Origin of the sequence: Geodermatophilus obscurus DSM 43160 (genome assembly GCF_000025345.1) — a bacterium.
GTDB lineage: Bacteria > Actinomycetota > Actinomycetes > Mycobacteriales > Geodermatophilaceae > Geodermatophilus > Geodermatophilus obscurus.
Genome location: NC_013757.1, coordinates 2467387 through 2479450 on the forward strand (window position 1 = coordinate 2467387; position 12064 = coordinate 2479450).

At 73.0% G+C, this 12064-nt stretch carries 9 protein-coding genes and 1 pseudogene; 6 read left to right on the forward strand and 4 right to left on the reverse strand.

The genetic code is table 11. The annotated features are described in order from the left end of the window. Nucleotides 1–100 precede the first annotated feature (100 nt). From GOBS_RS11635 to GOBS_RS11660, 6 genes are all read left to right on the forward strand, one after another. The gene (locus tag GOBS_RS11635; protein WP_012948487.1) at nt 101–1804 is read left to right on the forward strand and encodes an AMP-binding protein; all 1704 of its coding nucleotides are present in this window, start codon (nt 101–103) and stop codon (nt 1802–1804) included. Between the two features lie 32 nt (nt 1805–1836). Continuing rightward, nucleotides 1837–2976 carry an acyl-CoA dehydrogenase family protein gene (locus GOBS_RS11640; RefSeq protein ID WP_012948488.1) on the forward strand — a complete coding sequence of 380 codons (1140 nt, stop codon included), beginning with the start codon at nt 1837–1839 and terminating at the stop codon, nt 2974–2976. 197 nt (nt 2977–3173) lie between these two features. Then, a complete protein-coding gene (locus GOBS_RS11645; RefSeq protein ID WP_012948489.1) occupies nt 3174–3836 on the forward strand; it encodes a superoxide dismutase family protein in 663 nt (220 codons plus the stop codon). A 211-nt stretch (nt 3837–4047) separates the two neighbouring features. Then, complete coding sequence (locus GOBS_RS11650) at nt 4048–5739, forward strand: PHA/PHB synthase family protein (protein WP_012948490.1); 1692 nt, start codon at nt 4048–4050, stop codon at nt 5737–5739. Nucleotides 5740–5768: 29 nt separating this feature from the next. Beyond that, the gene (locus tag GOBS_RS11655; RefSeq protein ID WP_041242186.1) at nt 5769–6959 is read left to right on the forward strand and encodes an acyl-CoA dehydrogenase family protein; all 1191 of its coding nucleotides are present in this window, start codon (nt 5769–5771) and stop codon (nt 6957–6959) included. Further along, nucleotides 6956–7840, forward strand: coding sequence for an alpha/beta fold hydrolase (locus GOBS_RS11660; RefSeq protein WP_012948492.1), 885 nt, complete (start codon nt 6956–6958; stop codon nt 7838–7840). Before GOBS_RS11655 ends, GOBS_RS11660 begins: the two co-directional genes overlap by 4 nt. A 125-nt stretch (nt 7841–7965) precedes the next feature. Here GOBS_RS11660 and GOBS_RS29680 read toward each other — a convergent pair. The 4 genes and pseudogenes from GOBS_RS29680 to GOBS_RS11680 all read right to left on the reverse strand — a co-directional run. Continuing rightward, nucleotides 7966–8100: pseudogene (locus GOBS_RS29680) on the reverse strand (hypothetical protein); the annotation flags it as partial. Nucleotides 8101–8451: 351 nt separating this feature from the next. Beyond that, the gene (gene ubiG, locus GOBS_RS11670) at nt 8452–9228 is read right to left on the reverse strand and encodes a bifunctional 2-polyprenyl-6-hydroxyphenol methylase/3-demethylubiquinol 3-O-methyltransferase UbiG (protein ID WP_012948493.1); all 777 of its coding nucleotides are present in this window, start codon (nt 9226–9228) and stop codon (nt 8452–8454) included. Between the two features lie 284 nt (nt 9229–9512). Next, entirely contained in the window at nt 9513–10751 is a 1239-nt protein-coding gene (locus GOBS_RS11675) for a cytochrome P450 family protein (RefSeq protein ID WP_012948494.1), read from the reverse strand. Nucleotides 10752–10806: 55 nt separating this feature from the next. Further along, nucleotides 10807–12045 carry an FAD-dependent oxidoreductase gene (locus tag GOBS_RS11680; protein ID WP_012948495.1) on the reverse strand — a complete coding sequence of 413 codons (1239 nt, stop codon included), beginning with the start codon at nt 12043–12045 and terminating at the stop codon, nt 10807–10809. Between the last annotated feature and the right edge of the window lie 19 nt (nt 12046–12064).

Consider the following 12064-nt stretch of genomic DNA (forward strand, 5'->3'; position numbering starts at 1 on the left):
AGTGACCCCGGGCACAACTTATTCGGACGTCCGACCATCCGGAAGCCGCCGGCGACCGGGTGCCGGCCGGCGCGCGACGAGGCACAGGGGAGGACACCGGATGGACGTCACCGAGGCCTACCGGGCGAGCCGGGACCAGCTGCTCGGGCTGCGCGGCCGGCACGAGCAGGCGGTCGCCGAGTTCCGCTGGCCCGAGCTCGGGGATCGGTTCAACTGGGCGGTCGACTGGTTCGACGCCGTCGCCCGGGACAGCGACCGCCCCGCCCTGGTCCTGGTCGAGGAGGACGGGACGACGACGCGGCGCAGCTACGCGGAGATGTCGCGCGCGTCGGACCGGCTGGCCGCGTGGCTCGCCGGCCGGGGCGTCGGGAAGGGCGACCCGGTGCTGCTCATGCTCGGCAACCAGGTCGAGCTGTGGGAGTCGATGCTCGCGGTGGCGAAGCTCGGGGCGGTGATCATGCCGACCACCACCGCGGTCGGCCCGGCCGACCTGGTCGACCGGATCACCCGCGGCGGTGCCCGGCACGTCGTCTGCAACGCGGCCGACGTCGCGACGTTCGACGAGGTCCCCGGCGACTACACCCGGATCAGCGTCGGGCCGGCCGAGGGCTGGGCCGACCTGCACGCCGCCGCGGACCTCGAGCACGCCCCGGTGGAGCACCCGGGGACCGCGCCCGGCGACCCGCTGCTGCTGTACTTCACCTCCGGGACGACGTCCCGCCCGAAGCTGGTCGAGCACACCCAGGTCTCCTACCCGGTCGGGCACCTGTCGACGGTGTACTGGCTGGGCCTGCAGCCCGGCGACGTGCACCTCAACATCTCCTCGCCGGGGTGGGCCAAGCACGCCTGGTCCTGCTTCTTCGCGCCGTGGATCGTCGAGGCCACCGCCCTCGTCTACAACTACCGGCGCTTCGACCCCGCCGCGCTGCTGGCCCTCGTCCGCGAGCACGGCGTCACCTCCTTCTGCGCGCCGCCCACGGTGTGGCGGATGCTGATCCACGCCGACCTGTCCGGCGGTCCCGGCGCGCTGCGCGAGGTCATCGGCGCCGGCGAGCCGCTCAACCCGGAGGTCATCGAGCAGGTGCGGCGTGCCTGGGGGCTGACCATCCGCGACGGGTACGGCCAGACCGAGACCACCGCGCAGATCGGCAACACGCCGGGGTCGGAGGTCAAGCCCGGGTCCATGGGCCGTCCGCTGCCCGGCGTGCCGGTGGTGCTGGTCGACCCGATCACCGGCCGCCCGGTCGAGGGGCCGGGGGAGGGGGAGATCTGCCTGGACCTCGCGCAGCACCCGCTCCCGCTGATGACCGGCTACCAGGGCGATCCCGAGCGCGCCGCTGAGGCGATGGCCGGCGGGTACTACCACACCGGGGACGTCGCGAGCGTCGACGCCGACGGGTACGTCACCTACATCGGGCGCACCGACGACGTCTTCAAGGCCAGCGACTACAAGATCAGCCCGTTCGAGCTGGAGTCGGTGCTCATCGAGCACCCGGCGGTCGCCGAGGCAGCCGTCGTCCCGGCGCCGGACGCCCTGCGGCTGGCGGTGCCCAAGGCCTACGTCACGCTGGCTCCGGGGCACGAGCCGACGGGGGAGACGGCGCTGTCGGTGCTGCGGTACGCCCGCGAGCACCTCAACCCCTACCAGCGGGTGCGGCGGATCGAGTTCGCCGAGCTGCCCAAGACCATCTCGGGGAAGATCCGGCGGGTGGAGCTCCGCGCCCGCGAGGAGGAGCTCGCCACCGCCGATCCGCGCTCCGGCGTGGAGTGGCGGGACGACCAGTTCCCCGAGCTCAAGAGCTGACCGGCGCCCGTGCACTCCCTGGAGGGACCACCGTGACCGTGGATCGTCTGCTGCCCGGCGAAGAGGCCGAGGACCTGCTGGCCCTGGTCCGCGAGGTCGCGGACAAGGAGCTGGCGACCCGCGTGACGGAGCACGAGCGGGCCGAGACCTATCCCGAGGGGCTGTTCGCGACGCTCGGCGGGCTGGGGCTGCTCGGCCTGCCCTACCCCGAGGAGCTCGGCGGGGGAGGGCAGCCCTACGAGGTGTACCTGCAGGTGCTGGAGGAGTTCGGCGCGCGGTGGGCGGCGGTGGCGGTGGCGGTGTCGGTGCACGGGCTGTCCTGCCACCCGCTGGCCACCTTCGGCACGCCTGCGCAGCAGGAGCGCTGGCTGCCGGCGATGCTGGCCGGTGAGCTGGTCGGCGGGTACTCGCTGTCCGAGCCGCAGGCCGGGTCGGACGCCGCGGCGCTGGCGTGCCGGGCGGAGGCGGTCGAGGGCGGGTACCGGGTGACCGGCACCAAGTCCTGGATCACCCACGGCGGCAGGGCCGACTTCTACGCGCTGTTCGCCCGCACCGGTGAGGGCTCGCGCGGCATCTCCTGCTTCCTGGCGCCGGGGCGGGTCGAGGGCCTGTCGTTCGGCCGCCCGGAGGAGAAGATGGGGCTGCACGCGATCCCGACCACGATGGCCAACTGGGACGGCGCGCGGATCGAGGCCGACCGGCTGATCGGCGCTGAGGGGCAGGGCCTGAGCATCGCGTTCTCCGCGCTGGACTCCGGGCGCCTCGGCATCGCGGCGGTCGCCACCGGCCTGGCGCAGGCGGCGCTGGAGGCCGCGGTGGACTACGCGCACGAGCGCAGCACCTTCGGCCGGAGGATCATCGACCACCAGGGGCTGGGCTTCCTGCTGGCCGACATGGCCGCCGCGGTGGACACCGCGCGGGCCAGCTACCTCGACGCCGCCCGCCGCCGGGACGCCGGCCGGCCCTACGGCCGGCAGGCGTCGGTGGCCAAGCTGGTGGCCACCGACGCGGCGATGCGGGTGACCACCGACGCCGTCCAGGTGCTCGGCGGATACGGCTACACCCGCGACTTCCCGGTCGAGCGGTACATGCGCGAGGCCAAGGTGATGCAGATCTTCGAGGGCACCAACCAGATCCAGCGCCTGGTGATCAGCCGCTCGCTCGCCCGCTGACTCCAGACGCCCTCCCACCTCGACCCCCGCCGGGACCCGTCGGGGACGCGCCGGCCCGCCGGTCCCCGTCCTCCTGCGGTCGCCCCAGCGTGTCCCGGCGGCATGCCGGGTGTGTCCCGCCGGCCGAGGCGTGAAGTCGTAGCCCGGAGCGCCGGTCCGGAGGAACCTGGGCCACTGCCCGATCCCAGGAGGACCCGATGCGCCGACCGGTCGTCGCCCCAGCTCTGTCCGCCTGCGTCCTCGCCGTCGTGTGCGGTTGTGCGGGGGCCGACGAGGCGCAGTCCGGGTCCTCCGGCGCGGGCGCGGCGGCGGACTCCGCCTCGGCCGGCACCGGCTCCGGCTCCGGCTCCGGCTCCGGCTCCGGCTCCGCCGAGCTCACCTCCCGGCTGGTCGATCCCGACGGTCGCGAGGTGGGCGTCGCGACCCTCACCGAGGTCGAGGACGGCACGCAGGTCGACGTCCAGGTCACCGGCCTGCCGCCGGGCTTCCACGGGTTCCACCTGCACGCCGTCGGCGTCTGCGAGCCGGACAGCCCCAGCCCGGCCGACCCGTCGATGACGGGGGACTTCCTGTCGGCCGGCGGCCACATCGGTGCCGGGGAGACCGATCACGGGGAGCACGCGGGCGACCTGCCGCTGCTGTACGTGACCGAGGCCGGCACCGGGACCCTCACGGCCGTGACCGACGCGCTGACCCTCGACCAGCTCACCGACGGCGACGGCAGCGCGGTCATGGTCCACGCCGACCCCGACAACTACGCGAACGTCCCGGAGCGCTACGCCCCCGGCGGGCCGGACCAGATGACGCGCAACACCGGCGACGCCGGAGGGCGCATCGCCTGCGGACCGGTCGAGGGCTGATCGACCCCCGTCACGCACCGGCTCCACCCGCCGAGCGACCAGCAGGCTCCCGTCCGCGGACGCGGTGCAGGCCCTCCGCTGGGATGAGAGCGGCTCCCCCCGAATGGGCGCGGCCGACGTCGCCAGGCATGATGCTCAGGAAGCGTCCCGTGACCCAACGCACAAGGGTCGGAGGTCCCCAGGAGGGGATCACCGTCTCGGAGGAGACGACATGGCATCGGTCGACGACTCGCGCGAGGTGGCCGGTGCGGCCGCGCCCCTCGACCTGCTGCTCACGCAGGCGGCCCAGGGGACGGTCCGCCGGCTGTCCCCGGGCAAGCCAGGGCTCAAGTTCTTGGGCGGGCTGGCCCGTCGCCCGGACCGGGTGGCCGCGCGGGCCCGGTCGCTGGCCGGCCAGCTGGCGCAGATCGCCGCGGGCACCAGCGATGTGGCCCCCTCCAAGCGGGACAAGCGCTTCGCGGACCCGGCGTGGACGGAGAACCCGGTGCTGCGGCGGCTGGTGCAGGCCTACCTCGCCACCGGCGAGACCGCGCTGGGCCTGCTGCACGACGTCCCGCTGGAGTGGCGGGACGCCGAGCGGGTGCGCTCCGCCGGCTCGAACCTCGTGGACGCACTCTCGCCGAGCAACAACCCGCTGATCAGCCCGGTCGCCTGGAAGGCCTTCATCGACAGCGCCGGGGCCAACGTCGTCAAGGGCCCACGGAACCTGGTGCGCGACCTCGCCAGCACGCCTCGGATACCGACGATGGTGGACCCCGACGCCTACGAGGTGGGCCGGGACCTCGCGGTCACGCCCGGGGCGGTGGTGCTCCGGACGCCGGTGTTCGAGCTCATCCAGTATCGGCCGACGACGCCCACCGTCCGCACCGTGCCGGTGCTGTTCGTGCCGCCGACGATCAACAAGTACTACGTGCTGGACCTCGCGCCCGGCCGCAGCATGGTCGAGCACCTGGTCGACCAGGGCCAGCAGGTCTTCATGATGTCCTGGCGCAACCCCGACGCCCGGCACCGCGACTGGGGCCTCGACACCTACGGCACGGCCATCACCGACGCCCTCGACGCGGTCGAGGAGATCAGCGGCGCCGACACCACCCACCTGCTCGGCACCTGCTCCGGGGGCATCCTGGCCAGCATGACCGCCGCCGTGCTGGCGGCGACCGGCCGGCAGGACCGACTGGCCAGCCTCAGCCTGCTGGTCACCGTGCTGGACCACACCCGCGCCGGCCTGACCGGATTGATGGACGCGGACGCCGCCGCCCAGGCCGTCGAGGCCTCCCGGCGCGCGGGCTACCTGGACGGCCGGAAGCTCGCCGAGGTGTTCGCCTGGCTGCGGCCCAACGACCTGATCTGGAACTACTGGGTCAACAACTACCTGCAGGGCAAGCAGCCGCCGAAGTTCGACATCCTGTCCTGGAACTCCGACACCACCCGGATGACTGCTCAGCTGCACGCCGACTTCGTCGACGTCGCCCTGCACAACAAGCTGACCCACCCCGGCAGCGTGACCATGCTCGGCACCGAGGTGGACCTCAGCCAGATCACCCTCGACTCCTACGTGCTGGCCGGTTCAGCTGACCACATCTGTCCGTGGGACGCCTGCTACCGCAGCAGCCAGCTGCTCGGCGGCAAGGTCCGCTTCGTCCAGTCCACCAACGGGCACATCGCCGCACTGGTCAACCCGCCCGGCAACCCCAAGTCCAGCTACCGGGTCACCGACGGCAACTCCGTCCCCGCCGCGCAGTGGACGGAGACCGCCCGTACCGAGAAGGGCTCCTGGTGGCCGGACCACGCCGCCTGGCTGGGGGAGCGCTCCGGGCCGGACAAGCCCGCGCCCGACGAACTCGGCAGCGCCCGGTTCCGCGTGCGCGAGGACGCCCCGGGCAGCTACGTGCGGGACAAGTGACCGCCGGCACCCGACGGGAGAGGACCGACGTGACACTCGCAGAGGACATCGGCAAGGCGCTGTCCACGGACTACTTCCAGCTGCGCGAGGACCTCTCGCCGGAGCAGATGGACCACCTGCTCCGCACCCGCACCTTCGTCGAGGACGAGGTGCTGCCGGTGATCAACGGCTACTGGGAGCGGGCCGAGTTCCCCCGGGAGCTGGCCGAGAAGCTGGGTGCGGCTGGCCTGGTCGGCGACGGCATCGAGGGTTACGGCTGCCCGCCGATGGACGCGCTGTCGGCCGGCCTGGTGCACATGGAGCTCAACCGCGGGGACGGCAGCCTGGGCACCTTCCTCGGCGTCCAGGCCGGCCTGGCGATGAAGTCGATCGCCATGCTCGGCTCGGAGGAGCAGAAGCAGCGCTGGCTGCCGCCGATGGCCCGCTGCGAGGCGCTCGGGGCCTTCGCGCTCACCGAGCCCGACCACGGCTCGGACTCCATCGCCCTGGAGACCTCGGCCCGCCGGGACGGCGAGTCGTACGTGCTCAACGGGTCCAAGAAGTGGATCGGCAACGGCACCATCGCCGACGTCGTCGTGGTCTGGGCCCGCGACACCGACGACGGGCAGGTCAAGGGCTTTCTGGTGGAGAAGGGGACGCAGGGCTATCGGGCCCGCCGGATCGAGGGCAAGGGCTCGCTGCGCGCGGTGTGGCAGGCCGAGATCGAGCTGGAGGACGTGCGGGTCCCGGCCGAGAACATGCTCCCCGGGGGCCGGTCGTTCAAGGACACCGGCGCGGTCCTGGCCACCACCCGCGGCTCCTGCGCCTGGATGGCGCTGGGCCACGCCGTCGCGGGGTACGAGGCGGCGCTGACCTACGCCGGGCGGCGCAAGCAGTTCGGCAAGCCGCTGGTGGAGTTCCAGCTGATCCAGGAGCGGCTGGTCGGGATGCTGGCCAAGGTCACCTCGATGCAGCTGTACTGCCGGCGGCTGGCCGACCTGGCGCTGGCCGGGCGCATCGAGCCGACGCTGGCCGGGCTGGCCAAGGCGCACAACACCAGCACCGCCCGCGCGGTGCTGGCCGAGGCGCGCGACCTGCTCGGCGGCAACGGGATCCTGCTGGACTTCCACGTCATCCGGCACATGGCCGACATCGAGTCGATCCACACCTTCGAGGGCACCGAGACCATCCAGACCCTCATCGTCGGCCGGGACATCACCGGCGCCTCGGCGTTCGCGTGAGGGGGGCGCAGCAGTTCCGCACCGTCCGGGTCGAGGAGGTGCGGCTGCGGACCTCGGTCCGCGGCACCGGACGGCCGCTGCTGCTCATCACCGGTCTGGGCGCCAGCCTGGAGCTGGCCGAGCCGTTCGAGCAGGAGCTGGCCGCCCGCGGCCGGCAGGTGATCAGCTTCGACGCGCCGGGCATGGGCGGGTCGACGCCGTACCGGAGCCCGCGGCGGATGCCGGGCCTGGTGCGGACGGTCACCGGGCTGCTCGACGCGCTCGGGCTCGATGAGGTCGACGTCTTCGGCATCTCCCTCGGCGGCGTGGTGGCCCAGCAGCTGGCCAAGCAGGCGCCGGACCGGGTGCGGGGCCTGGTGCTCGCGGCCACCGCGCCGGGACTGGGCGGCATGCCGGGCGCGCCGTCGGCTCTGCTCGCCCTGGCGACGCCGCGCCGGTACCGCAATGCCGAGCACTACCTGCAGATCGCCGGGCGCATCTACGGCGGCATGGCCCGCACCGACCCGCACCGGCTGTTGCACACGGTCATCGGCCGGGTGCGGCCTCCGTCGGCGATCGGGTACATGGGCCAGCTCTACGCGATCACCGGGTGGAGCAGCATGCCGTGGCTGCACACCCTGCGACAGCCCACGCTGGTCATCTCCGGGGACGACGACCCCATCATCCCGCTCATCAACGGGCGGATCCTCGCCTGGCGCATCCCCGACGCGAGGCTGCACGTCGTCCGGGGCGGGGGACACCTGTTCATCCTGGAGCGCCCGGCCGAGATCGCCGGCATGATCACCGACTTCCTCGACGGCGAGTACCTCCCGATGACGGTCAGATCCGGCGCGACCAGGTGGTCAGACCACCCGCTCGGCGGAAACCCAGAGCCTCGTTGACCGCCACCACCGGCCGGTCCGAGTCGCAGTTGTAGGTGCTGATCCGCCGCACCGCCGGCAGCGTCGCGCCGACCGCCGGCGGACCCGGACAGCTCCTCGGCCTGCTGGAGCGGCGCGCTGCCGATGCCGCGGCGGCGGTGCTCCGGGCGCACCGCCAGGCCGACGTACGCGACCGTCGTGTTGTCGAGGACCGGCAGCAGCAGCTGGAGGGCGCCGGCGAAGGTGTCCCCGGCGACCGCGGCGCGGTGGGTGCCGTCCATCGAGCCGCCCGGCGTGACGAGGCGGCGTGACGGGCGGCGTCCCCGGGCGACGTGGTCGCTCGCCGGTCGGGGGAGCCCGTGGGGATGGTCGGCGCGCTGGCTGGCGGCCCACACCTCCCCCCAGGTGGCGAAGCGCTCGTCGTCCGGGCCGGTCCCCAGGATCTGCACCTCCCCGTCCTACCGGGCGGCGCAGTGCATCTCGGTCTGGACGCCTGACGCCGCCCCGCACCATGTCGGCGGTCTCCCAGCGGCCCATTCAGGGACACAGGACTACTGGCGCCTGGTCCTGGCACTCCACCGTCGATCGGGAGTTGCCACGAGGAGGGTCGGCGAGCCCGCCACGAAGGCGTGTCAGGTCCGTGTCGCGTACCCCATGTAGGACATCCACTTCGTCTTCGTCTGTCCGAAGTCGAGTTCTCGGCTGAGCTCCCCGTAGGAGATCTGGCCTCGCCTGGCCCGCGTGAAGCCGAGGACGGCGATCGATGGATTTTTGGTCCGCGGCCCCAGCCCGACCGTCTCCTGCAATCGCAGCCCGTGGCGCGCCATCGCGGACTCGAGCTCCCTCGGTTTGATGAACATGTCATACACATGGACGGGTGTGTCGAAGACACGGGTCGCGCGCCATTCCTGCATGACCTTGATGGCGAGGACTCTGCTGACGAGTGTGCGGTTGACCGTGTCGAACATGTAGGTCCCGCCCGGTTTTAGGGCACGGGCGGTCTCGTGGATCACCTGGTCCAGGTCGTCGACGTGCTCGAGGACGTCGCAGCAATAGGCGAGGTCGAACTCCCCGTCCTCCACCGGCAGGTGCTCCCCGGAGCCAACCCGGTAGTCGATCTCCAGCCCACGGTCCGCAGCGTGGCGGCGGGCGGTTTCGATCGACGGCGCAGAGGGGTCGACGCCCACGACGCGGCAGCCCAGCCGGGCGAACTCCTCCGCGAGGAAGCCACCCCCGCAGCCGATGTCCAAGGCCCGGAGCCCGGACGGGCGGCGACCAAGCCTCTCCAAAACGGCAACGAAGTAGCCGAACCGTGCTGGAGTGACGCTGCCGTGCAGCATGTTGAGTGGATCGTCCTCATCCCACCAGCTGGCTGCATGCTGGTTGTAGATGTCGTTGTCGATGGACATGGCAACCCCATGGGTCTCGGAACTGACACCGGTGACGTGCAGGCTGACATCAGGCAGGACCGACGCTCTCCGCGACGAAGAGGAGGGTTCACCCGCTGGCGCGGATCGGATCACCTTCTCGCCTACCAGCAGCGGTGGTCCCTGACGAGATGCACCGGACGCGATGTGGGGACTGCGCTGGCTCGTCGTTCAGCCTCCTGCGGCACGGATCCCCGAGAGCCAAGAGCTCTTCCATGGACTTCCTTCCGGGACGCAGGCGCTCTACGCGTGCAGCAGGCCTTGGGTCAGCGCAGTCGCACCGGCAGCCGGGTCAGGCCGCGCATCAGGATGCTCTGCCGCCAGGTCAGCTCGCCGGGGTCGACGGCGAGGACCAGGTCGGAGAACCGGGCGAGCAGCGTCCGGAACGCCACCTCGCCCTCGAGCCGGGCCAGCGGGGCGCCGAGGCAGTGGTGGATGCCGTGCCCGAAGGCCAGGTGCGAGGCCTCGCGGTGCAGGTCGAGCTCGTCGGGGGCGGCGTAGTGGTCCGGGTCCCGGTTGGCCGACGCCAGGGACACCAGCACCACCTCGCCGGCCGGGATGGTCGTCCCGCCCACCTCGACGGGCGCCGTGGTGTGCCGGTAGGTGGCCAGGTTGACCGGCCCGTCCAGGCGCAGGAACTCCTCCACCGCGGCGGGGACCAGGGCGGGGTCGGCGCGCAGCTCCGCGAGCCGGTCCGGACGGCGCAGCAGCGCCAGGACGCCGTTGCCGATGAGGTTGACCGTCGTCTCGTGGCCGGCGACCAGCAGCAGGAAGGCCATCGACACGGTCTCGTCGAACGAGAGCCGGTCGGCGTCCTCGGCGGCCGCGACGATCGCCGACAGCACGTCGTCCGCCGGTCGCGCCCGCTTCTGCGCCACCAGCGCGGTCAGGTACCCCGCCATGGCCGTCCCGGCGGCGGTGCGCTCGTCGACGGTGCCGTCGGAGGCCAACAGCGTGTTGGACCAGCGGCGGAACGACGTTCGCTCGCCCTCCGGCACGCCGAGCAGCTCGCAGATCACGCCCATGGGCAGGGGGAAGGCGAAGGCGTCCAGCAGGTCGACCTCCGCCGGCCCGGCGGCCATCCGGTCGGCGAGCCGGCCGGCGATCGCTTCCACCTGCGGGCGCAGGGCGGAGACGGCGCGCACCGTGAACGCCCGGCTGACCAGCTTGCGCAGCCGGGTGTGGTCGGGCGGGTCGGTGCTGAGCAGGTGCCGGTTGAGCTCCTGGGTGAAGGCCACGCGAGAACCCGACGGCAGCGGCTTGCTCTCCAGCACCCGGGAGAACCCGTCGGCGTCCTTGGCGAGCCGCGGGTCGGTGAGGGCCTCCCGGACGTCGTCGTAGCGGGTGACCAGCCAGACCGGGAGGCCGACCGGGGTCACCGCTCGCGCGACCGGCTCCTCGACGCGCAGCCGTGCGTAGAGGGCGTGCGGATCGGCGAAGAAGGCCGCGTCGAGCGGCACCACCCGGTCGGCGGTCAGGGTCCCGTCGGTGCGCCCGTCGTCCATCGCCCGAGGCTGTCGGGCGTGCGCGGCGGGCACCAGGTGCGGAGGTCCCGGGTGGTCAGGCGGACGCGGGGGCGCGCCGGGCGAAGGCCGGCGCGTGCTCCGGCCGCAGCCCCACCCCGATCAGGTACGCCGGGACGACGGACAGCTGCGGGAACCGGTGCACCAGCGCGAGCACCGGCTTGGGCGGACCGGCCCGCCGTCCCTCGACTAGCGGGCCCACGAAGCCGCGGTGCATCGCCCGCTGGAGGGTCTGCACGGCCACGGTCGGCAGGATCCGGCGGGCGCGCACGGCGGCCAGGTCGGAGGGGGCCACGGTGCCGTTCCGCAACGGCTCGGCCAGCAGGGTCGCGGCGGCCACGGCGTCCTGGACGGCGAGGTTGATGCCGACGCCACCGACCGGCGACATCGCGTGCGCGGCGTCCCCGATGCACAGCAGCCCGTCGACGTGCCACTGCACGAGCCGGTCGACCCGCACGTCGAGGTGCTTCACGTCGTCCATCGATGCCAGCTCGTCCACCCGGTCCCGGAACTCGGGGATGAGCTCGGCGACGTCCGCGCGGAACGCCTCGATGCCGCGGGCCCGCAGCTGGGCGTCGGTGCCCTTGCGGCCGACGTAGGCCACCTGCAGGAACGTCTCGCGCGGGATGACGATGGCGAACCGGCCCGGGGCCGCGTGCGGGGCCAGGGCGTCGGGGTGGTCGTCCGGCCTGCGGGGGAGCCGGAACCACCAGACGTCGATGGGGACGGCGAACTCCCGGGGGCGTAGACCCGCCTGCCGCCGCGCGAGGGAGTGCCGGCCGTCGCAGGCCACGGTGAGGTCGGCCCGGATCTCGCCGGTGGTGCCGTCCGTGGTGCGGTACCGCACGCCGCAGACCCGGTCGTCCTCGCGGATCAGGTCGGTCATCTCCGTCTGCATGCGCAGCGTGAAGGTCGGCTCCCGGCGTCCGGCGTCGGCGAGCAGGTCCAGCAGGTCCCACTGCGGCGTCATCGCGATGTAGGGGTAGGGGACGTGCAGTCGGCGGAAGTCCCCGAGGGTCACGGTGTCCCCGTCGGCCGTGGGGATGACGACCTGCTCGACCTTCGTGTGCGGCAGCCGGTCGAACTCCTCGGCGAGGCCGAGTTCGTCGAGCAGCTGCAGCGTCGAGGGGTGCACGGTGTCGCCGCGGAAGTCGCGGAGGAAGTCCGCGTGCTTCTCCAGCACCGTCACCTCGACGCCCGCGCGGGCCAGGAGCAGCCCCAGGACCATCCCGGCCGGGCCGCCCCCGACCACCAGGCACGTCGTGCGCTCACCCATCGCCGGCCTCCCTCGGGGT

Bases quoted from the DNA above. Each gene is read 5' to 3' on its own strand.
- GOBS_RS11635 (WP_012948487.1), top strand. From the start codon at position 101: ATGGACGTCACCGAGGCCTACCGGGCGAGCCGGGACCAGCTGCTCGGG.
- GOBS_RS11645 (WP_012948489.1), top strand. From the start codon at position 3,174: ATGCGCCGACCGGTCGTCGCCCCAGCTCTGTCCGCCTGCGTCCTCGCC.
- GOBS_RS11650 (WP_012948490.1), top strand. From the start codon at position 4,048: ATGGCATCGGTCGACGACTCGCGCGAGGTGGCCGGTGCGGCCGCGCCC.
- ubiG (WP_012948493.1), bottom strand. From the start codon at position 9,228: ATGTCCATCGACAACGACATCTACAACCAGCATGCAGCCAGCTGGTGG.
- GOBS_RS11675 (WP_012948494.1), bottom strand. From the start codon at position 10,751: ATGGACGACGGGCGCACCGACGGGACCCTGACCGCCGACCGGGTGGTG.
- GOBS_RS11680 (WP_012948495.1), bottom strand. From the start codon at position 12,045: ATGGGTGAGCGCACGACGTGCCTGGTGGTCGGGGGCGGCCCGGCCGGG.